This is a genomic window from Pseudomonas sp. ABFPK (assembly GCF_001586765.1).
In the GTDB taxonomy this organism is placed as follows: Bacteria; Pseudomonadota; Gammaproteobacteria; order Pseudomonadales; family Pseudomonadaceae; genus Aquipseudomonas; species Aquipseudomonas asiatica.
Window position 1 is genome coordinate 225,304 of the sequence record NZ_LQXW01000001.1, and the last position, 21,087, is coordinate 246,390.

Annotated in this window: 20 protein-coding genes and 1 pseudogene; 11 read left to right on the plus strand and 10 right to left on the minus strand. The window is 63.5% G+C overall.

Annotation, left to right across the window (positions count from 1 at the left end):
- Positions 1–61 precede the first annotated feature (61 nt).
- Positions 62–703, plus strand: coding sequence for an orotate phosphoribosyltransferase (gene pyrE, locus WM94_RS01070; protein ID WP_003253405.1), 642 nt, complete (start codon positions 62–64; stop codon positions 701–703).
- Positions 704–800: 97 nt separating this feature from the next.
- Here pyrE and argB read toward each other — a convergent pair whose 3' ends face one another.
- The 4 genes and pseudogenes from argB to coaBC form a co-directional block, all read right to left on the minus strand.
- Entirely contained in the window at positions 801–1,706 is a 906-nt protein-coding gene (gene argB / locus WM94_RS01075; RefSeq protein WP_003258198.1) for an acetylglutamate kinase, read from the minus strand.
- Between the two features lie 30 nt (positions 1,707–1,736).
- Positions 1,737–3,104, minus strand: a pseudogene (locus WM94_RS01080) (phosphomannomutase/phosphoglucomutase); the annotation flags it as partial.
- A 144-nt stretch (positions 3,105–3,248) separates the two neighbouring features.
- Entirely contained in the window at positions 3,249–3,704 is a 456-nt protein-coding gene (gene dut, locus WM94_RS01085; protein ID WP_061550240.1) for a dUTP diphosphatase, read from the minus strand.
- Between the two features lie 5 nt (positions 3,705–3,709).
- Positions 3,710–4,921: a bifunctional phosphopantothenoylcysteine decarboxylase/phosphopantothenate--cysteine ligase CoaBC gene (coaBC, locus tag WM94_RS01090; RefSeq protein WP_003253409.1), complete on the minus strand. Its 1,212-nt coding sequence runs from the start codon at positions 4,919–4,921 to the stop codon at positions 3,710–3,712.
- A 128-nt stretch (positions 4,922–5,049) separates the two neighbouring features.
- Here coaBC and radC point away from each other — a divergent pair, with 128 nt between their 5' ends.
- The gene (gene radC / locus WM94_RS01095; RefSeq protein WP_061550241.1) at positions 5,050–5,730 is read left to right on the plus strand and encodes a DNA repair protein RadC; all 681 of its coding nucleotides are present in this window, start codon (positions 5,050–5,052) and stop codon (positions 5,728–5,730) included.
- 123 nt (positions 5,731–5,853) lie between these two features.
- On the opposite strand, the gene WM94_RS01100 is transcribed toward radC, so the two are convergent.
- Complete coding sequence (locus WM94_RS01100) at positions 5,854–7,461, minus strand: ABC transporter substrate-binding protein (RefSeq protein WP_061550242.1); 1,608 nt, start codon at positions 7,459–7,461, stop codon at positions 5,854–5,856.
- A 361-nt stretch (positions 7,462–7,822) separates the two neighbouring features.
- Between WM94_RS01100 and rpmB the strand changes: the two genes are divergently transcribed.
- Together rpmB and rpmG are read left to right on the plus strand one after the other, a co-directional pair.
- Complete coding sequence (rpmB, locus tag WM94_RS28640) at positions 7,823–8,059, plus strand: 50S ribosomal protein L28 (protein WP_003258972.1); 237 nt, start codon at positions 7,823–7,825, stop codon at positions 8,057–8,059.
- Positions 8,060–8,069: 10 nt separating this feature from the next.
- Positions 8,070–8,225: a 50S ribosomal protein L33 gene (gene rpmG / locus WM94_RS01110; RefSeq protein ID WP_003253507.1), complete on the plus strand. Its 156-nt coding sequence runs from the start codon at positions 8,070–8,072 to the stop codon at positions 8,223–8,225.
- Between the two features lie 70 nt (positions 8,226–8,295).
- Here rpmG and WM94_RS01115 read toward each other — a convergent pair whose 3' ends face one another.
- Complete coding sequence (locus WM94_RS01115) at positions 8,296–8,655, minus strand: cupin domain-containing protein (protein WP_003258971.1); 360 nt, start codon at positions 8,653–8,655, stop codon at positions 8,296–8,298.
- Positions 8,656–8,851: 196 nt separating this feature from the next.
- On the opposite strand from WM94_RS01115, the gene WM94_RS01120 reads away from it, so the two are divergent.
- Positions 8,852–10,345, plus strand: coding sequence for an aldehyde dehydrogenase (locus tag WM94_RS01120; RefSeq protein WP_039612332.1), 1,494 nt, complete (start codon positions 8,852–8,854; stop codon positions 10,343–10,345).
- A gap of 130 nt (positions 10,346–10,475) precedes the next feature.
- A complete protein-coding gene (locus tag WM94_RS01125; protein WP_039612331.1) occupies positions 10,476–11,615 on the plus strand; it encodes an MFS transporter in 1,140 nt (379 codons plus the stop codon).
- A 122-nt stretch (positions 11,616–11,737) separates the two neighbouring features.
- Here the strand turns inward: WM94_RS01125 and WM94_RS01130 are convergent, their stop codons facing one another.
- Complete coding sequence (locus WM94_RS01130; RefSeq protein WP_061550243.1) at positions 11,738–13,294, minus strand: phospholipase D family protein; 1,557 nt, start codon at positions 13,292–13,294, stop codon at positions 11,738–11,740.
- A gap of 60 nt (positions 13,295–13,354) precedes the next feature.
- A complete protein-coding gene (locus WM94_RS01135) occupies positions 13,355–14,785 on the minus strand; it encodes a PLP-dependent aminotransferase family protein (protein ID WP_024087913.1) in 1,431 nt (476 codons plus the stop codon).
- Between the two features lie 178 nt (positions 14,786–14,963).
- Here WM94_RS01135 and WM94_RS01140 point away from each other — a divergent pair, with 178 nt between their 5' ends.
- Positions 14,964–15,194 (plus strand): DUF1127 domain-containing protein, encoded by a 231-nt coding sequence (locus tag WM94_RS01140; protein ID WP_024087912.1) that lies wholly within the window; start codon positions 14,964–14,966, stop codon positions 15,192–15,194.
- Between the two features lie 155 nt (positions 15,195–15,349).
- Here the strand turns inward: WM94_RS01140 and WM94_RS01145 are convergent, their stop codons facing one another.
- Positions 15,350–16,642 carry an FAD-binding oxidoreductase gene (locus tag WM94_RS01145; protein WP_061550244.1) on the minus strand — a complete coding sequence of 431 codons (1,293 nt, stop codon included), beginning with the start codon at positions 16,640–16,642 and terminating at the stop codon, positions 15,350–15,352.
- Between the two features lie 199 nt (positions 16,643–16,841).
- Between WM94_RS01145 and WM94_RS01150 the strand changes: the two genes are divergently transcribed.
- Positions 16,842–17,195, plus strand: a complete 354-nt coding sequence (locus WM94_RS01150; RefSeq protein WP_061550245.1) for a YkgJ family cysteine cluster protein — start codon at positions 16,842–16,844, stop codon at positions 17,193–17,195.
- 2 nt (positions 17,196–17,197) lie between these two features.
- On the opposite strand, the gene WM94_RS01155 is transcribed toward WM94_RS01150, so the two are convergent.
- The gene (locus WM94_RS01155) at positions 17,198–17,686 is read right to left on the minus strand and encodes an Lrp/AsnC ligand binding domain-containing protein (RefSeq protein ID WP_061550246.1); all 489 of its coding nucleotides are present in this window, start codon (positions 17,684–17,686) and stop codon (positions 17,198–17,200) included.
- Positions 17,687–17,842: 156 nt separating this feature from the next.
- Between WM94_RS01155 and dadA the strand changes: the two genes are divergently transcribed.
- The 3 genes from dadA to WM94_RS01170 all read left to right on the plus strand — a co-directional run bounded on the left by dadA (position 17,843) and on the right by WM94_RS01170 (position 21,023).
- Positions 17,843–19,147, plus strand: a complete 1,305-nt coding sequence (gene dadA / locus WM94_RS01160; RefSeq protein ID WP_013974779.1) for a D-amino acid dehydrogenase — start codon at positions 17,843–17,845, stop codon at positions 19,145–19,147.
- A gap of 144 nt (positions 19,148–19,291) precedes the next feature.
- Positions 19,292–20,365, plus strand: a complete 1,074-nt coding sequence (gene alr, locus WM94_RS01165) for an alanine racemase (RefSeq protein ID WP_061550247.1) — start codon at positions 19,292–19,294, stop codon at positions 20,363–20,365.
- Between the two features lie 109 nt (positions 20,366–20,474).
- Positions 20,475–21,023 carry a cupin domain-containing protein gene (locus tag WM94_RS01170; RefSeq protein WP_013974777.1) on the plus strand — a complete coding sequence of 183 codons (549 nt, stop codon included), beginning with the start codon at positions 20,475–20,477 and terminating at the stop codon, positions 21,021–21,023.
- Positions 21,024–21,087: the final 64 nt, after the last annotated feature.

Here is a 21,087-nt window from a genome sequence, read left to right on the forward strand (position 1 = left end):
GTGCGTGTATGATACCCGAGCTCAACCCATTTAGCTAAATCCGTGGTGTCCGGGACTATCCATGCAGCCGTATCAGCGCGACTTCATCCGTTTTGCCATCGATCGCGGGGTACTGCGTTTCGGTGAATTCACCCTGAAATCGGGGCGTACCAGCCCGTATTTCTTCAATGCCGGCCTGTTCAACACCGGCTCCGCCCTGGCCGAACTGGGCCGTTGCTATGCCGCAGCCATCGTCGACAGCAAGATCCCGTTCGATGTGCTGTTCGGCCCGGCCTACAAGGGTATCCCGCTTGCAGCGACAACTGCCGTGGCCCTTGCCGATCAGCATCAGCTCGATGTGCCATGGTGCTTCAACCGCAAGGAAGCCAAGGACCACGGTGAAGGTGGCAGCCTGGTCGGTGCACCGCTGGCCGGTGACGTACTGATCATCGACGACGTGATCACCGCCGGTACCGCCATTCGTGAGGTCATGCAGATCATCAATGCCCAGCAGGCCAAGGCCGCTGGCGTGCTGATCGCGCTGAACCGCGAGGAGCGTGGCAATGGCGAGCTGTCGGCGATCCAGGAAGTGGAACGCGACTTCGGTATTCCGGTGGTCAGCATCGTTTCGCTGACCCAGGTGCTGGAGTTCCTGGCCGATGACCCGCAGCTGAAGCAGCATCTGCCGGCGGTCGAGGCTTACCGGGCGCAGTACGGGATCTGATCCGGGCCTGTAAATGAAAAAGGCGACCTTCTTGTGAAGGTCGCCTTTTTTGTATCTGCTGCACCGGCGATAGGGCCAGTGCAGGTTAACCAACCAATCAGCGCTGCTTGCGGTTGGTAATCAGGGTACCCACGCCGCTGTCGGTGAAGATCTCCAGCAGCACCGCATTCGGCACGCGGCCGTCGATGATGTGGGAGCTATTCACACCGCCCTGCACGGCATCCAGCGCGCACTTGATCTTCGGCAGCATGCCGCCGTAGATGGTGCCGTCGGCGATCAGTTCATTGACCTGCTCGGTGGTCAGGCCGGTCAGTACCTCGCCCTGCTTGTCCATCAGGCCGGCAATGTTGGTCAGCAGCATCAGCTTCTCGGCCTTCAGCGCCTCGGCTACCTTGCCCGCCACCAGGTCGGCGTTGATGTTGTACGACTCACCGTTGGCACCCACGCCGATCGGCGCGATCACCGGGATGAAGTCGCCCTTCACCAGCATGTTCAGCAGGTCGGTGTTCACACTCACCACTTCGCCCACGTGGCCGATGTCGATGATTTCCGGGGTGGTCATCTCGGGCGTCTGGCGGCTGACGGTCAGCTTGCGGGCGCGGATCAGCTCCGCGTCCTTGCCGGTCAGGCCGATGGCGCTGCCGCCGTGGCGGTTGATCAGGTTGACGATGTCCTTGTTGACCTGGCCACCCAGCACCATCTCCACCACGTCCATGGTCGCCGAGTCGGTGACGCGCATGCCGTCGATGAAGTGGCTTTCGATCGACAGGCGCTTGAGCAGGTCGCCGATCTGCGGGCCACCACCGTGGACCACCACCGGGTTGATGCCCACAGCCTTCATCAGCACGATGTCACGGGCGAAGCCGGTCTTGAGCTCCTCGCTCTCCATCGCGTTGCCGCCGTACTTGATCACCAGGGTCTTGCCGACAAAGCGGCGGATGTAAGGCAGTGCTTCGGACAAAACCTCGGCTACATGGGAAGCGGCATCGCGATCGAGGGTCATGCAGGGCTCCTGTAAGGAACAGATAGTCGGTCAGAACGGCAGTTGCAGCTCAGGCTCAACCCGCAGCAACTGGGTACGGAAAACATCCTTGATACGTTGCAATTCGGCGTCGCTGTCAGCCTCGAAGCGCAGCACCAGCACCGGGGTGGTGTTGGAGGCGCGAACCAGGCCCCAGCCGTGGGCGTAGTCCACCCGCACACCGTCGATGGTGGTCAGGTTGGCTTCGCCCCAGTCGGCGTCGCGTTGCAGTGCATCAATGATGCTGAATTTACCCTCGTCGGTCACATCAATATTGATTTCCGGCGTGGAAATATCGTTCGGGAACGCAGCGAACAGGTTTTCGGCACTCTTCCCGGCCTTGCTGAGGATCTCCAGCAGGCGCGCGGCGCTGTAGATGCCGTCGTCGAAACCGTACCAGCGTTCCTTGATGAAGATGTGACCGCTCATCTCGCCGGCCAGCAGCGAGCCGGTCTGCTTCATTTTCTTCTTGATCAGCGAGTGGCCGGTCTTCCACATCAGTGCGCGGCCGCCGTGCTGCTCGATCAGCGGGGTCAGGCGACGGGTGCATTTCACGTCGAAAATGATCTCGGCACCCGGGTTGCGCGAAAGTACGTCCTGGGCAAACAGCATCAGCAGGCGATCGGGGTAGACGATGCTGCCGGTGTTGGTCACCACGCCGACGCGGTCGCCGTCACCGTCGAAGGCCAGGCCGATGTCGGCACCGGTTTCCTTGACCTTGGCGATCAGGTCTTCGAGGTTTTCCGGCTTGCCCGGGTCCGGGTGGTGGTTGGGGAAGTTGCCGTCGACTTCGCAGAACAGCGGGATCACTTCGCAGCCCAGGGCTTCGATCAGTTGCGGCGCGACCACGCCGGCGGCACCGTTGCCGCAGTCCACGACCACCTTGAGCTTCTTGGCCAGCTTCACGTCCTCGACGATCTGCTGGAAGTAGCGGTCAAGGATCTCGACCTTTTCCACGCGGCCTTCGGCGAGGGTCAGGTCGTTGGTTTTCAATCGCGTCAGCAGGGCCTGGATCTGTTCGTTGGCCAGGGTATCGCCGGCGATGACGATCTTGAAACCGTTGTAGTCCGACGGGTTGTGGCTGCCGGTCAGCATTACACCGGACTTGCCGGCCAGCACGTTGGCTGCGTAATACAGGGCGGGGGTGGGCACCAGACCGACGTCGCTGACCTGGCAGCCGGCATCGACCAAGCCCTTGATCAGCTGTTCGACCAGCATCGGGCCGGACAGGCGGCCATCGCGGCCGACCGAAACCTGCGGTTCGCCCTGGGCCAGGCTCTGCGCGCCGATGGCGCGGCCGATCCAGTAGGCGGTTTCGGCGTGAAGGGTTTTGCCGACCACGCCGCGAATGTCATACGCGCGGAAAATGCTGTCTGGCAGTGCGGCGGGGACCAGGTGGGCCATGTCGTTCATCTCTGGAAGCTCCATTAGTCAAAGGCTTTCTGGGCAGGCGCAAACTGAACGCTTGGACGGTGGTTTCGCCAGAGAGTTCGCCATCCTTGGCCTGAACGGTCATTTCTCGGCTCAGTGGCTGCCGGAATGGCCGAAGCCGCCAGCGCCGCGCTGGCTTTCATCGAACGCTTCGACGATGTCGAAATGGGCCTGTACCACCGGTACCAGCACCAGCTGGGCAATGCGCTCGCCAACGGCGATGGTGAACGGTGTGTTGCCGCGGTTCCAGCACGACACCATCAACTCGCCCTGGTAGTCCGAGTCGATCAGCCCGACCAGGTTGCCCAGCACGATGCCGTGCTTATGGCCCAGGCCCGAGCGCGGCAAGATCACCGCCGCCAGGCCAGGGTCGCCGATGTAGATCGACAGGCCGGTGGGGATCAGCAGGGTCTGGCCTGGCTCGAGGATGGTGTCTTCCTTGAGCAGGGCGCGCAGGTCCAGGCCGGCGGAGCCGGGGGTGGCATACTGCGGCAGGGGGAATTCGGTGCCCAGGCGTGGGTCGAGGATCTTGGCTTGAAGAGCGTGCATGTAACTTATTGAACCTGATTGAGTCGTTCGGCGATGAAGGCGACCAGTTGCCGGGCAATCTTGCCCTTGCTGGTCTGCGCGAAGAGGGTCTGGTGCTGCTGGCGGTCGATCACGGTCAAGGCGTTTTCCTCGCTGTTGAAGCCGATGCTGGGGTTGGCCACATCATTGGCGACGATCAGGTCGAGGTTCTTGTCCTTGAGCTTGCGCGTGGCGTAATCGAGCAAGTGCTCGGTCTCGGCGGCGAAACCGACGCTGAACGGGCGGTCGGCGCGGCCAGCGATGGTGGCAAGGATATCGGGATTGCGCACCATCTGCAGCAGCATGCCGTCGCCGGTCGTAGGATCTTTCTTCAGTTTTTGCGTGGCAACGACTTCCGGGCGGTAGTCCGCAACCGCCGCAGAGGCGATGAACAGGTCGCACGGCATGGCCGCTTCACAGGCCGCGAGCATGTCCCGCGCGCTGACCACGTCGATACGGCTGACCCGGTCGGGGGTCGGCAGGTGCACCGGGCCAGTGACGAGGGTGACCCGAGCCCCGGCTTCGGCGGCCGCTTCAGCCAAGGCGAAGCCCATCTTGCCGGAGCTATGATTGGTGATGTAGCGCACCGGGTCGATGTTTTCCTGGGTCGGGCCGGCAGTGATCAGCACGTGCTTGCCGGTCAGGGCCTGGCGCTTGAAGCTTTCCGCGGCACACCAGGCCAGGTCGGTGGCTTCGAGCATGCGGCCCAGGCCGACGTCGCCACAGGCCTGGCTGCCGGACGCTGGGCCGAACACCTGGATGCCCCGGCTCTTGAGCAGTTCGAGGTTGGCCTGGGTGGCCGGGTCGCGCCACATGGCCTGGTTCATGGCCGGGGCCACGGCGACAGTGGCATCGGTAGCCAGTACCAAGGTGGTCAGCAGGTCGTCGGCCATGCCTTGGGCCATGCGCGCCATGAGGTCGGCGGTGGCCGGGGCGATCAGCACCAGGTCAGCCCACTTGGCCAGTTCGATGTGGCCCATGGCCGCTTCGGCGGCAGGGTCGAGCAGGTCCATGTGCACCGGGTGGCCTGACAGCGCTTGCAGGGTTAGCGGGGTGATGAACTCTGCACCACCACGGGTCATGACGACGCGCACCTGCGCGCCGTGCTCCAGGAGTCGGCGAATCAGTTCGGCGCTTTTGTAGGCGGCAATGCCGCCACCCACGCCGAGAACGATGCGCTTGCGATACAGCCGCTGCATAGGCTTGCCTTTTTCCAGTGAGAGCGGGCGACGACGTTTGAAAATGCCTGCGGCAGAACGTCGCATGTACGAGTCGAAATAGATTAACACAGGGCCGAAATGGGCCGCAGCAAGGGCAGAGGAGCGGGATGAATATCAGGGAGTGGCCGGCTGAAGAGCGGCCGAGGGAGAAGTTGCTGCAGCGTGGGGCGGCAGCGCTGTCGGATGCCGAACTGCTCGCCGTGCTGTTGGGGTCGGGGGTTGCCGGGCGGAATGTGCTGGACCTTGCGCGGGGGCTGCTGGGGCGTTTTGGTGGGCTCAGGCAGTTTCTCGAGGCCGATCGCGCAGCAGTGCTTCGCGAGCCGGGCATTGGCGCTGTGAAATACGCACAGTTGCAGGCGCTTTTGGAAATTGGCCGGCGTTATCTGGATGAGGACATCGAGCGCGCAGCGGCTCTCGAAAGCCCAACGGCGGTGCGGCGTTATCTCAAGGCCATGCTGCGCCATGAGATCAGTGAAGTATTCGGTTGCCTGTTTCTGGATACCAAGCACCGGCCGTTGGCGTTCGAGATCCTGTTCAGGGGCACGATAGACCGGGCGAGTGTCTACCCGCGGGAGGTAGTGCGGCGGGCACTGCTGCACAACGCGGCGGCGTTGATCCTGTGCCACAACCATCCTTCAGGCAACAACGAGCCGAGCCAGGATGATGTGCATTTGACCCTGTCGTTGAAGCGGGGGCTGGCGTTGATCGATGTGCGGGTGCTGGATCACATCATCATCGGCGACGGGGAACCGCTGTCGATGGTCGAGCATGGGTGGATTGTGGCTTAGGCACTTGTGCTGTCTGTCCCTGCCTTTTCGCGGGTAAACCCGCTCCTACAGGAATAGTGCCATGTTGAAAGTTGGCGCGGTCCCTGTGGGAGCGGGCAAGCCCGCGAAGAGGCAGGTGCAGGCTTATTTGTTCACTGATACCTTGCTGAAATCCAACCGCCCGAACGGGCTCACCTGGTACCCCTCGACCCCCAGGCGCAGCAGCGTCGCCGCTGTCGGGTGCGCCAGCGGCACCCACAGCGCCTGTTGCTGGATCAGCGTCTGTGCCTGCTGGTAAAGCCGGCTGCGCACACTCTGGTCGTTGGTGGTGCGCCCGGCGCTGATCAACTGGTCCAGGCGGCTGTCGCAGAAGCGTGCGAAGTTGGTCCCCGACTTCACCGCGGCGCAGGAAAACTGCGGGCTGAGGAAGTTGTCCGGGTCGCCGTTGTCGCCCGCCCAGCCCATGAACAGCAGGTCATGTTCGCCCGCCTTGGCGCGACGGATCAGCTCGCCCCACTCGATCACGCGGATCTCGGCCTTGATGCCGATCTTGGCCAGGTCGGCCTGCAGCATCTGCGCACCGAGGCTGGGGTTGGGATTGAGCAGGCTGCCCGACGGACGGGTCCAGATCGTGGTGCTGAAGCCTTCGGCCAGGCCGGCCTTGGTCAGCAGGGCCTTGGCTTTCTTCAGGTCCAGCGGGTAGCCGGGCAGGTCCTTGGCGTAGCTCCAGGTATTGGGCGGGTAGGGGCCGTTGGCGGCCACCGCGGAGTCTTCGAACACGGCCTTGAGGTAGGCCTGCTTGTCGAAGGCCAGGTTGATGGCCTGGCGCACCTCCGGCTTGTCCAGCGGCGGGTGCTGGCTGTTGATGGCGACGAAGGCGGTCATGAACGCCGGGGTGGTGGCCACCTTGAGGTTGCCGTCCTTGCCAGCTTCGGCAATGTCCAGCGGCTTGGGCGACAACGCGACCTGGCACTCGCCGCGCTTGAGCTTCTGCAGGCGCACGTTGGCATCGGTGGTGATGGCGAAGATCAGCGGGTCGACCGCCGGCTTGCCGGCGAAGTAGTCAGGGTTGGCGCGATAGCGTACTACGGCGTCCTTCTGGAAGCGCTGGAAGATGAACGGCCCGGTGCCGATCGGCTGGCTGTTGAGCTTCTCCGGCGTGCCGGCCTTGAGAAGTTTGTCCGCGTACTCGGCGGAGTAGATCGATGCGAAGCCCATGCTCAACGTGGCCAGGAACGTGGCGTCCGGGTGGTTGAGGGTGAAGCGCACGGTGTTTGGCGCGGGTGCCTCGATCGCCTTGATCAGGCTGCCTAGTTGCAGCGACTGGGCATGCGGGTAGCCGCCCGGCGCGGTCTTGTGCCAGGCATGGGCGGGGTAGAGCATGCGCTGGAAGCTGAACAGTACATCGTCGGCGTTCAGTGGGCGGCTTGGCTTGAAGTAGGCGGTGGTGTGGAAGTTCACATCATCGCGCAGGGTGAAGTCGTAGATCAGGCCGTCGGCCGATACCGTCCAGCTGGCCGCCAGGCTCGGCACCACCTTGCCTTGCGCCGCGTCGAACTCCACCAGGCGGTTCATCAGCACATCGGCTGTGGCGTTGGTGGTGGTCAGTGAGTTGTACTGCACCACGTCGAAGCCTTCGGGGCTGGCCTCGCTGCAGACGCTCAGCGGGGCGGCCTGGGCAACGCTGGCGGCGATCAGGGCGCCTGCGGCGAACAAGGAGTTGAACAATAAGGAAAGGGCGGCGGCACGCATAGTGGCTCCTTGGCTGTCAGTGGCCCATCTGCCAGTGCAGTCTGGAAAAGGCCTACCCTAGTGTGCCCGTCGGGAAATGACCACACCCTTTTTTACAAAATTGGCGACGAGCGGTCGACGGCTGGCGGGGCCTGCCGCTATGCTGGCCCGGCGCGTCGGGGCTCGTGTCAATATTCATCTAATGTTGTTGCGGCCGAGTCTTTCTGGTATAAAGCAGCGCTCTTTTCTAGGGGCTCGGCCTGTCGCATCAGCGAATGCGGCCGATAAGACCTCCAGAATCACGGCGCCCAGGCGCCAAAGACTGAGAGATTAAGCGGCCAACCCATGCCGGGTTGGGCATGTGGTTTTAGAGGGCTGAGTCATGTCGAGAGTCTGTCAAGTTACTGGTAAGGGTCCAGTAACCGGGAACAACATTTCCCACGCAAACAACAAAACCCGTCGTCGTTTCCTGCCGAACCTGCAGCACCACCGTTTCTGGGTTGAATCCGAGAAGCGTTTCGTGCGTCTGCGCGTATCTGCCAAAGGCATGCGCGTTATTGACAAGCGTGGTATCGACGTAGTGCTGGCCGAGCTGCGCGCTCGCGGCGAAAAGTTCTAAGGAGAACGTCATGCGTGAATTGATCCGTCTGGTTTCGAGTGCTGGCACTGGCCACTTCTACACCACCGACAAGAACAAGCGCACCACTCCGGACAAAATCGAGATCAAGAAATACGATCCGGTTGTTCGCAAGCACGTGGTGTACAAGGAAGCCAAGATCAAGTAATTGATCGGCGACCTGAAAAAACCCGCCTCCGAAAGGATGCGGGTTTTTTTATGCCTGTTCGGGCCTCAGATCATTTCTGCTCGAACATCACATAGATCTTGCGGCAAGGCTCCAGCACCTCCCAGGTGCCCTTGAAGCCGGCCGGGATGACAAACCGGTCACCGGCACGCAGGGTCTTGGCTCCGCCATCCTGGTCACGCAGCACCGAGACGCCCTGGACGATCTCGCAGTACTCATGCTCCGTGTAGTTCACCGTCCACTGCCCGACCTCGCCTTCCCACACGCCCGCGGCAAACTGCCCGCACGGGCTGGAATAATGGTTGTAGACAGCCTGGTCTGGCTCGCCCTTGAGGATTTTCTCCGCCGCCGGACGGTAGCGTTCGGCCTCGGTAATGACCTGCGCGAAGTCGATTATGCTGTCGATACTCATGGGTCGGCTCCTGTTGTTGTTTAATAAAATGCACATGAGTAGGCTTTTGAGCCTTTCGTGTCAAATATATTGATAGTTTACACCGGCTGGTTTAGGGTGTCGGTAGCCAAAATGCCCTCGACGCTGGGGCAGAATTCTGACAACGCCTGTGAGTCCTCAGTGCGGCGTTGCATCTAAACAAGAGGAGGAGTTTCGTATGACCACCCTGACTCGTGCGGACTGGGAACAACGTGCCCAGCAACTGAAGATCGAAGGCCGTGCCTTCATCAACGGCGAATACACCGATGCCGCATCCGGTGAAACCTTCGAGTGCCTGAGCCCGGTCGACGGACGCTTCCTGGCCAAGGTTGCCAGCTGCGATCTGGCTGATGCCAATCGCGCTGTGGAAAACGCCCGTGCCACCTTCAATTCCGGCGTGTGGTCGCAGCTGGCCCCGGCCAAGCGCAAGGCCAAGCTGATCCGCTTCGCCGACCTGCTGCGCAAGAACGTCGAAGAGCTGGCGCTGCTGGAAACCCTGGACATGGGCAAGCCGATCGGCGACTCCTCCAGCATCGACGTACCTGGCGCGGCCAATGCCATCCACTGGACTGCCGAAGCCATCGACAAGGTCTACGACGAAGTCGCCCCGACCCCGCATGACCAGCTCGGCCTCGTCACCCGCGAAGCGGTGGGTGTGGTCGGTGCCATCGTACCGTGGAACTTCCCGCTGCTGATGGCCTGCTGGAAGCTCGGCCCGGCCCTGGCCACCGGTAACTCGGTAGTGCTCAAGCCGTCCGAAAAGTCGCCGCTGACGGCCATTCGCATCGCCCAGCTGGCCATCGAAGCCGGTATCCCGGCTGGCGTGCTGAACGTGCTGCCAGGCTACGGCCACACCGTGGGCAAGGCCCTGGCCCTGCACATGGACGTCGACACCCTGGTATTCACCGGTTCGACCAAGATCGCCAAGCAGCTGATGGTTTACGCGGGCGAATCGAACATGAAGCGCATCTGGCTGGAAGCCGGCGGCAAGAGCCCGAACATCGTCTTCGCTGACGCTCCGGACCTGCAAGCTGCCGCCGAAGCTGCCGCCAGCGCCATCGCCTTCAACCAGGGCGAAGTGTGCACCGCCGGCTCCCGCCTGCTGGTCGAGCGCTCGATCAAGGACAAGTTCCTGCCGATGGTGGTCGAGGCCCTGAAAGGCTGGAAGCCAGGCAACCCGCTGGACCCACAGACCACTGTCGGTGCCCTGGTCGACACCCAGCAGATGAACACCGTGCTGTCGTACATCGAGGCTGGCCACAAGGACGGCGCCAAGCTGCTGGCCGGCGGCAAGCGCACCCTGGAAGAAACCGGTGGCACTTATGTCGAGCCGACCATCTTCGACGGTGTGACCAACGCCATGAAGATCGCCCAGGAAGAAATCTTCGGCCCGGTGCTGTCGGTGATCGCCTTCGATACCGCCGAAGAAGCCATCGCCATTGCCAACGACACGCCGTATGGCCTGGCCGCTGGCATCTGGACTTCGGACATCTCCAAGGCCCACAAGACCGCCCGCGCCGTGCGCGCTGGCAGCGTCTGGGTCAACCAGTACGACGGCGGCGACATGACCGCGCCGTTCGGTGGCTTCAAGCAGTCGGGCAACGGCCGTGACAAGTCGCTGCATGCGCTGGAGAAGTACACCGAGCTGAAGGCGACCTGGATCAAGTTGTAATCCCGTGGGGCCGCTTCGCGGCCCATTCGCGGCACAAGGCCGCTCCTACAGGGGTATGCGTTTCCCTGTAGGAGCGGCCTTGTGCCGCGAATGGGCTGCAAAGCAGCCCCAAGAACTCAAGAGGTCAAGGATGCGTTGGGGTACCTACTTCGCCGTACTGGCATCGGTGCTAAGCGTCGGGCTGGCACTCGGCGTGAGCATGCCGCTGGTATCCCTGCGCCTGGAGGCCTGGGGCTACGGCAGCTTCGCCATCGGTGTGATGGCCGCGATGCCGGCGCTGGGCGTGCTGGTAGGTGCCAGCCTGGCCAGTCGCCTGGCCGGCTGGGTCGGTGTGCCCTCAGCCATGCGCCTGTGCCTGTGGGGCGGGGCGCTGTCGATTGGCCTGGTCGCACTGCTGCCCAGTTACCCGCTGTGGCTACTGCTGCGGTTGCTGATCGGTATGTCGCTGACCGTGGTGTTCATACTGGGTGAAAGCTGGATCAATCAGCTGGTAGTCGAGCAATGGCGTGGCCGCCTGGTGGCGCTGTACGGCAGCAGCTATGCCCTAAGCCAGCTGGCCGGGCCGCTGGTGCTGGGCTTTCTTGGCTCGGATGACGACTTCGGCTTCTGGGCCGCTACCGGCCTGCTGCTGGTGGCGCCGCTGATTCTCCTGGGCCGTGGCGGGGCACCCAGCACAGAGGCCTGCAGCGTCACCTTCGGCGACCTGTTCGCCTTCTGCCGGCGCTTGCCGGTGATCGCCTGGGCCATTGCCCTGTTTGCCTCGTTCGAGGCGATGATCCTGACCTTGTTGCCGGTGTATTGCCTGCAACAGGGCTTCAGCACCGAAATCGCCCTTTTCATGGTCAGTACCGTGGTGGTGGGCGACGCGGTGCTGCAGCTGCCCATCGGTGCGCTGGCCGATCATATGTCGCGGCGCGCTCTGTTCACTGGCTGTGCGGTCACTCTTCTGGTATCCAGCCTGGCGATCCCGGTGCTGCTGCATACACCAGCGATCTGGCCGCTGTGGGTGCTGTTCGGGGCCAGTGCGGGGGGCTTGTTCACCTTGTCGCTGGTGCTGATTGGTGAGCGCTACCGGGATGATGCGCTGGTGCGGGCCAACGCCCATGTGGCGCAGCTGTGGGGTATCGGCTGCCTGCTTGGGCCTTTGCTGGCTGGGGCAGGGAGCCAGTGGATCAGTGGGCATGCATTGCCGTTGCTGATGGCGGCGGGGGCTGCGGGGTTGGTGGTGTTGACCCGGCGGCGCGGAGCGTTTGAGCCGGCTTCTGCCTGATTGTTTTTTGGGGCCGCTTTGCGGCCCATCGCGGCGCAAGGCCGCTCCTACAGGAGATACGCGATCCCATGTAGGAGCGGCCTTGCGCCGCGATGGGCTGCAAAGCAGCCCCAAAATCGTCGCTACAACATCTTCTCCAGGCCAACCGCCTTGCTGATCCAGGCATTGAACCGCCGCCAAATCCCGCCCGGCTCGGACGTGAGCATGCGTCGCCTGCCATTTTCTTCGGTCACCCACACCATCTGGTTACCCACCAGCGTCGGCTGATAGCTCAAGGCCGGGGCCATGCCCTGTACCGCCAGTGCCCGGGTGTACTCGGCCAGCTCCGGGCTGTCCACCAGCACTCCGACCTCGGTATTCCACAACACCGAACGCGGGTCGAAGTTGAACGAGCCGATGAAGGTCTTGCGCCGGTCGAACACGATCGCCTTGCTGTGCAGGCTCGAGTCCGAGCTGCCATGGAAGCTCAAGCTGTGCCGGGCGCCGGGGTCACCGGGTTGGCGGCGCAGCTCATACAGTTGTACGCCATGCTCCAGCAGTGCCCGCCGGTATGGTGCATAGCCGCCATGCACTGCCGGCACGTCGGTGGCCTCCAGCGAGTTGGTCAGCAGCTTGACCGAGATACCCGCGTCGGCGCTGTGGGTGAGGTACAGCAGGCCGGACTCGCCGGGCACGAAGTACGCCGATACCAGAATCAGCTCGCGTTGCACCTTGCTCAAGTCAGGAGCCAGTTGCTGGGTCAGCAGTAGTTGCGGGTCCGGTTCGTCATCGGCCAGCACCTTGCTCGGCGCATCCCACAGCGCCTGGGCATGGGCCCAGATCAGCTCGTTGCGCCACACATCCAGGCGCGGCTGCGACTGGTAGGCCATCAAGCGGTCATACAGGGCTTTGCGCTGGGTCCTGGCTTCGGCCAGTGAAATTTCCAGGCGGTGGCGGCTGGCGCGCAGGTCGCTGGCATCCGGGTCGCGCCAGAGAAAGTCGGTAATCGGCCGGCTCAGGGCGCTGTTCCAGTATTGGTCGAAACTGTGGCCGAGCTGTTCGGCCACCGGGCCGACACCCAGCAAGTCGATGTCGGTGAAGTTGAGGTTGGGTTCGGCATCGAAATACTCATCGCCCAGGTTGCGCCCGCCGACGATGGCCATGCTGTTGTCCACCAGGAACAGTTTGTTGTGCATGCGCCGATGCTGGCGCGACAGGTTGAACAGGCGGCCCACCGCGCGCGTCACGCCGGTGCTGCGGCCCAGGTGTAGCGGGTTGAACACCCGTATCTGGATGTTCGGGTGGGCATCGAGGGTGCCCATGATGACGTCCAGGCCATCGCTGGTGGTGTCGTCGAGCAGGATGCGCACACGCACGCCACGGTCGGCGGCGCGCAGCAGTTCATGAACCAGTGCACGAGTGCTGAGGCCATCGTGGACGATGTAGTACTGCAGGTCGATGCTCGCCTGGGCGTTGCGGATCAGTTCGGCACGGGCGCGGAACGCCTCGTTGCTGTTGGGCAGCAGGCGAAAGCCCGAGCGGCCGTCGTACGGCGCGGCCTGGCGCAGTACCGAGCGGCCGAAGGCCGAGTCGTTGGCGGGTAACGCCTGGCTGGTTTCGCGGGGCGTGCCGACGCTGGCACAGCCGGCAAGACCAAGCAGTAGCACCAGCAGCAGAGGCAGGGCTCGCTGGAGTCTCAAGGGTGGATCGTCCTGTGCAGCAAAGGCTTAAATGGTTGGACCGTGGCGGGCGGCGCAAAGTTACGCGCCGGCGCTTTCTTCTTCCAGTAGACGAAGGGCGGTTTCACCAACCCTGCGCACGGCAGCTTCGATCTGCGGCGTGGGCCGTGCGGCGAAGTTCATGCGCAGGCAGTGGCGGAACTTGCCCGAGGCCGAGAAAATACTGCCCACGGCAACCTGCACGTCCTGCTCCAGTAAAGCCCGGTTCAGGCGCAGCGTATCGAAATGTTCGGGTAATTCCACCCACAGCATGAAGCCACCTTGCGGTCGACTGACCCGGGTGCCCGCCGGGAAGTAGCGGGTCACCCAGTCGCTCATCAGGTCGCGGCCACGCTGGTACTGGCTGCGCATGCGCCGTACGTGGGGCTGGTAGTGCCCGCCGGCGATGAAGTCGGCAATGGCCAACTGCGGCTGGCTGGCCGTGCTTCCGGTGCTGATGTATTTCATGTGCAGCACCCGCTCCAGGTAACGACCGGGCGCTACCCAACCAACCCGCAGGCCGGGGGCGAGGGTCTTTGAGAAAGAGCTGCAGAGCAACACGCGGCCGTCGTCGTCAAACGACTTGACGGTGCGTGGGCGCGGGTAGGTGTAGGCCAGGTCGCCGTATACATCATCTTCCAGGATGGCCACATCGTAGCGCTGGGCCAGGCTCAGCAGTGCCTTCTTGCGAGCCTCCGGCATGATGTAGCCGAGAGGATTGTTGCAGCTGGGGGTGATCTGGATGAGCTTGATCGGCCACTGCTCCAATGCCAGCTCCAGCGCCTCCAGGCTGATGCCGGTAACCGGGTCTGTGGGGATTTCCAGGGCTTTCATGCCCAGGCCCTTGAGGGTTTGCATGGCGCCGTGGAAGCTGGGGGAGTCGACCGCGACGATATCGCCCGGCTCGCATACCGCTCGAATGCTGCAGGACAGCGCCTCATGGCAGCCAGTGGTAATCACCAGGTCGGCCGGGCCAAGGCGGCAGCCGGAGTCGAGCATCAGCCGTGCCACCTGTTCGCGCAGGGCCATGTTGCCGTGGATGTTGTCGTAGTACAGCCCGGGCATGTCCTGCCGCCGGCTCAGTTGGGCAAGGCTGCGCAGCAGTGGCTTGAGGGTGGGGCTGTCGATGTCGGGCATGCCGCGACCGAGTTGAATCACGCCCTGGCGTGGGGTACTGCGCACCAGCTCGAGCACCTGCTCCCATTGCGAGATGTCCACCGGGCGCTGGGCCGGGCGGCTGACGGCGGGCAGGGCCGGCAGGTGGCGGTGGTCGTTGACGAAGTAGCCGGACTTGGGCCGGGGCGAGACCATGCCGCTGTCTTCCAGCATGCGGTAGGCCTGCTGCACGGTGCTCAGGCTGACCCCGTGCTCCACACTCAGGGCGCGCACTGACGGCAGGCGCTGGCCGGGGCGGTAGAGGCCCTGTTCGATACGGGCACCGAGCAGTTCGGCGAGGTTCAGGTAAAGGGTCACGGCATACTCCTGCGCTGCAATAGCGTGGCGACCGGTACAGTTGCGCTGAAAATACAGCATTCAGTCGGCCTGCGGCCAATTCTGTATGGGAATAATAAGGCTGTATTGGATCTGTATTGCCGGGGCTGTCGACGCGCATGCTTTCTCCACAGTATCAACTGAACGAGAGGATGCGGTGATGGGTGGCATGAGCGATGTGCGCTTGCAACTGTTGGCCAAGGAACTGGAAGCCGGGCAGCAAGCCAAGGTGTTCAACGCGCCGAAAGGGTTGGGGCGTTGGGGGCTGATGCTGCATCGCTGGCACACCCGCAGGGCGCTGCTGCAGTTGACTGACGACGAGTTGCGCGATATCGGGCTGAGCTGGGAGCAGGCCCGGGCCGAAGGGCGTAAGCCCTTCTGGAAAGACTGACCATACAGATGTTGCGCGGTCGATGTAGGAGCGGCCTTGTGTCGCGATAGGGCCGCAGAGCGGCCCCAGCGATATTTGCGGCGAAGCTGAAAACCTGGGGGCGCTACGCACCCCTTTCGCGACACAAGGCCGCTCCTACAGGGACCGCGCAGCTTTCAGATCAGCTCTTTCAGGCGATGCCACAGCATCCCCAACGCCAGCAGCGGCGAGCGCAGGTGCTTGCCGCCGGGGAAGGTGATGTGTGGCACCTTGGCAAACAGGTCGAAACGCCCGCTTTCCTGGCCGCTGATGGCCTCGCCGAGCAGGCGCGCAGCCAGGTGGGTGGCGTTGAGCCCATGGCCCGAGTAGGCCTGGGCGTAATACACGTTCGGCTGGCTTGCCAGGCGGCCAACCTGCGGCAGGCGGTTGGCGCCGATGCCGATCATGCCGCCCCACTGGTAGTCGATGCGCACGTCGGCCAGTTGCGGGAATACCTTGAGCATCTTCGGCCGCATGTAGGCGGCGATGTCCTTCGGGTCGCGGCCCGAATAGTGGCAGGCACCGCCGAACAACAGGCGCTGGTCGGCGGACAGGCGGTAGTAGTCCAGTGCCACACGCTGGTCACATACCGCCATGTTCTGCGGTAGCAGCGAACGGGCACGTTCTTCGCCCAGTGGCTCGGTGGCGATGATGTAGCTGCCGGCTGGCAGCACCTTGCCGCCCAACTCGCGGTTGAGGTCGTTATGGTAGGCGTTGCAGCACAGCACCAGGGTTTTGGCGCGTACCCGGCCTTGGGTGGTGTGCACCTGTACTTCCGGGCCGTAATCGATGCGTGTGACCTCGGACTGCTCGAACAGCTTCACGCCCAGGCGGCTGGCCACGGCAGCTTCACCCAGGGCCAGGTTGAGCGGGTGCAGGTGCCCGGAACCCATGTCGACCAGCCCGCCGACATAACAGTCGGCACCGACCACGCTGTGGATATCGTCCTTGCCGACCAGGCGCAGTTCATGTGCGTAGCCAAGGCTGCGCAGTTCTTCAGCATCCTCGGCAAAGCCCAGCAGCTCGGCGGGTTTGTTGGCCAGGTCGCAGTAACCCCAGGTCAGGTCGCAGGCGATGGCATGCCTTTCGACGCGCTCTCGGACGATCTGCACCGCTTCCAGGCCCATCAGTTTCAGGCTGCGCACGCCTTCCTCGCCGATGACCGGGAGGAATTGCTCCAGGCCGTGGCCAACGCCACGGATCAGCTGGCCACCATTGCGCCCGCTGGCGCCCCAACCGAGCTTGCGCGCCTCCAGCAGGATGACCGAAAAGCCGCGCTCGGCCAGTTCGATGGCGGTGTTCAGGCCCGAGTAGCCGCCGCCAACGATACACACGTCGGCGCTGTGCTCGCCTTGCAGGAAGGAGTGGTCGGGGTGTGGCGCGCTGCTGGCGGCGTAGTAGGAGGCGGCGTGCTGCGCGCTGTGGATCATTGGGCAGGTCCTGAGGCTGGTGGGCTGAGGGGGAGGAGGATAAGCCGGGGCTTCGGGGAGGGGCAACCGGCCTCATCGCCGGCAAGCCAGCTCCCACAGGGTCCGCGTGGCACTTGAGACCGACGGTGTACCTGTGGGAGCCGGCTTGCCGGCGATTGGCCCTATAATCCAACCTCAGCTCTCAAACTTGTACCTTGCCATGTCCTGCAACCGCCACAAGATCCACTTCCTGCGCGAACTCATCCCTTCCTTCGAGTGTGAGCCCGGCTGCCACGACTGCTGCGGCCCGGTCACCACTTCGGCGGAAGAAATGGCCCGCCTGCCGCGCAAGTCCCAGGCCGAGCAGGACGCCGCCCTGGAGCGCCTGGACTGTGTGCACCTGGGCCCCAGCGGCTGCACGGTGTATAAAGAGCGCCCGATGATCTGCCGCCTGTTCGGCACCACCCCGCGCCTGGCCTGCCCGCGTGGCCGTGGCCCTGAACAGATGATCGAGCCCGCTGCCGAGCAGCTGGTCCACCAGTTCATTGCCACTACCCGCCAAGTGCTGGTCTGACTTCAGTCCGGTATCGGCAGGCAAAGGCTCTCCTTCACCTCTTCCATCACGATGTAGCTCTTCGATTCGCGCACGTGCGGCAGCTTCAGCAGGATGTCGCCGAGCAGCTTGCGGTAAGAGGCCATCTCGGAAATACGCGCCTTCACCAGGTAGTCGAAGTCGCCTGAAACCAGGTGGCATTCCAGCACGTGGGGCAGTTTCAGCACCGCGCGGCGGAACTCCTCGAAGGTGTCGCCCGATTTGTAGTCCAGGCTGATTTCCACGAACACCAGCAGGCTGCCCTTGAGGTGCTGCGGGTTAAGGCGGGCGTTGTAGCTCATGATGATGCCCTCGCGCTCCAGGCGGCGGACCCGCTCGGTGCAAGGGGTGGTGGAAAGCCCAACTTTCTCGCCCAGTTCGGTGAAGGAAATACGCCCGTCATTCTGCAGGATACGCAGGATGTTACGGTCGATCTTGTCCAGTTCACGCTTGCTCTGGTGCTGGGTTCTCATAGGGGATGCCCCTCCGTGAAAGGCGATTTTGCCGAGAATTCTCGCCAATAATAGGCTTTTATATAGTGAATTGCACTGCCTTCAAATTCCTATACTGCGCGCATTCATGCCATTTCAATAAAAGTCTGCGGCGCGCCGCGTGCGAGGGATAAAACGATGCGAGTTCTGGTACTTGGTAGCGGTGTGATCGGAACCGCCAGTGCCTACTATCTGGCCCGGCAAGGTTTCGAAGTAACGGTGGTCGATCGCCAGCCGGCGGTGGCCATGGAAACCAGCTTTGCCAACGCCGGCCAGATCTCGCCCGGCTATGCCTCGCCCTGGGCCGCCCCAGGCGTGCCGCTGAAGGCCATCAAATGGCTGCTGGAGCGCCACGCGCCCCTGGCCATCAAGCTCACCGGCGACGTCGACCAGTACCTGTGGATGGCACAGATGCTGCGCAACTGCACCGCCAGCCGTTACGCGGTGAACAAGGAGCGCATGGTGCGCCTGTCCGAGTACAGCCGTGACTGCCTCGACGAACTGCGCGCCGAAACCGGCATCGCCTACGAAAACCGCAGCCTGGGCACCACCCAGCTGTTCCGTACCCAGGCCCAGGTGGATGCCGCGGCCAAGGACATTGCCGTGCTGGAGCAGTCCGGTGTGCCTTACGAGCTGCTCGACCGCGACGGCATTGCCCGCGTCGAACCGGCCCTGGCTGGCGTCAAGGACATCCTGGCCGGCGCCCTGCGCCTGCCAAACGACCAGACTGGCGACTGCCAGCTGTTCACCACCAAGCTTGCCGAAATGGCCGTGAAGCTGGGCGTGGAGTTCCGCTTCGGCCAGGACATCCAGCGCCTGGACTTCGCGGGTGACCGCATCAATGGCGTGTGGATCGACGGCAAGCTGGAAACCGCCGACCGCTACGTGCTGGCGCTGGGCAGCTATTCGCCGCAGATGCTCAAGCCGCTGGGCATCAAGGCCCCGGTGTACCCGCTGAAGGGCTACTCGCTGACCGTGCCGATCACCAACGCCGACATGGCTCCGACCTCGACCATTCTCGACGAGACCTACAAGGTTGCCATTACCCGTTTCGACAACCGTATTCGCGTCGGCGGCATGGCTGAGATCGCCGGTTTTGACCTGTCGTTGAACCCGCGTCGGCGCGAAACGCTGGAGATGATCGTCAACGACCTTTATCCTCGCGGCGGTGATCTGAGCCAGGCCAGCTTCTGGACCGGCCTGCGCCCGGCGACCCCGGACGGCACGCCGATCGTTGGTGCCACGGCGTTCCGCAACCTGTTCCTGAACACCGGTCACGGTACTTTGGGCTGGACCATGGCGTGCGGCTCCGGTCGCCTGCTGGCCGACCTGATTGCGCGCAAGAAGCCGCAGATCAGTGCCGAAGGCCTGGACATTTCCCGTTATGGCAATAGCCCGGAAGTGGCCAAGCACGGGCAGACTGCGCCGGCTCACCAGCAGTAATAGCCTGCACCGGCCTCTTCGCGGCTAAAGCCGCTCCCACAGGGATCGCATGTGCTTGGGCATTGTGCGGTCCCCTGCGGGAGCGGCTTTAGCCGCGAAGAACCCAACACCGATTTCAACCCGAACCACCATAAGGCAGCCGCCATGCGTCCCGCCCGCGCCCTGATCGACCTCCAGGCCCTGCGCCACAACTACCGTCTGGCCCGTGAACTGACCGGTGCCAAAGCCCTCGCCGTGATCAAGGCCGACGCCTACGGCCACGGCGCCGTGCGCTGTGCCCTGGCCCTGGAGGCCGAAGCCGACGGCTTTGCCGTGGCCTGCATCGAAGAAGCGCTGGAGCTGCGCGCCGCCGGTATCAAGGCCCCGGTGCTGCTGCTGGAAGGTTTCTTCGAAGCCAGCGAACTGGCCCTGATCGCCGAGCACGACCTGTGGTGTGTGGTGCACTCGCTGTGGCAACTGGAAGCGATCGAAAGGACCCAGCTGCACAAGCCGCTCACCGTCTGGCTCAAGCTCGACAGCGGCATGCACCGCGTCGGACTGCACCCCAAGGACTACCACGAGGCCTACCAGCGCCTGCTGGCCAGCGGCAAGGTCGCGCGCATCGTGCTGATGAGCCACTTCGCTCGCGCCGACGAACTGGATGCCGACGCTACCGCCCAGCAGATCGCCGTGTTCGAGGCCGCCCGCCAGGGCCTGGCCGCCGAGTGCAGCCTGCGCAACTCCCCCGGTGTGCTGGGCTGGCCGCAGGCCCCCAGCGACTGGGTGCGCCCGGGCCTGATGCTGTACGGTGCCACACCGTTCGAAGTGGCCCAGGCCCAGGCCGAGCGCCTGCAACCGGTGATGACCCTGCAATCGCGGGTGATCAGCGTGCGCGAACTGCCTGCCGGCGAGCCGGTGGGCTATGGCGCCAAGTTCGTCAGCCCACGGCCAACCCGCGTTGGCGTCGTTGCCATGGGCTATGCCGATGGCTACCCGCGCCAGGCGCCCAACTGTACCCCGGTGCTGGTCGCCGGCAAGCGCACCCAACTGATCGGCCGGGTGTCGATGGACATGCTCAGCATCGACCTGACCGATGTGCCGGAAGCCACCGTCGGCAGCCCCGTCGAACTGTGGGGCAAGCATGTGCTGGCCAGTGAAGTGGCTGCGCACGCGGGTACCATTCCGTACCAGATTTTCTGCAACCTGAAGCGGGTACCTCGGGACTACATCGGCGAATGACACGCTGAAGCGGACAGGTTGAGGGGCGGTGTGTTGTAAATACTGAACGGCATTGCCATGATATCGTTCACATTCACCCCCCTTTCCACCGTTTCAGGAGGCTCCAGCTTTGGACGTCGGCGAACGACTGCAAGCCATCCGCAAGCTCAAGGGCCTGTCCCAGCGTGAACTCGCCAAGCGTGCCGGCGTGACCAACAGCACCATCTCGATGATCGAGAAGAACAGCGTGAGCCCGTCGATCAGCTCGCTGCGCAAGGTGCTGAGCGGCATCCCCATGTCGATGGTCGAGTTCTTCTCGGTCGAACTGGAACCTGAAAGCCCTACGCAGATCGTCTACAAGGCTCATGAGCTGATCGATATCTCCGACGGTGCGGTGACCATGAAGCTGGTCGGCAAGTCGCACCCCAACCGTGCCATCGCCTTTCTCACCGAGGTGTATCCACCGGGTGCCGACACCGGCGCCGAAATGCTTACCCATGACGGTGAAGAAACCGGCATCCTGCTCGAAGGCCGCCTGGAGCTGGTGGTCGGCAACGAGATCTTCATCCTTGAAGAGGGCGACAGCTACTACTTCGAAAGCACCCGCCCGCACCGCTTTCGCAACCCGTTCGACCGGCCGGCGCGGCTGATCAGTGCGGCGACGCCTTCAAACTTTTGATCCAGCGCAGTGCATTGATTCGGCAATACCCCTTTCCCGTGTGGGGTCGTTTCACGGCTTCTGG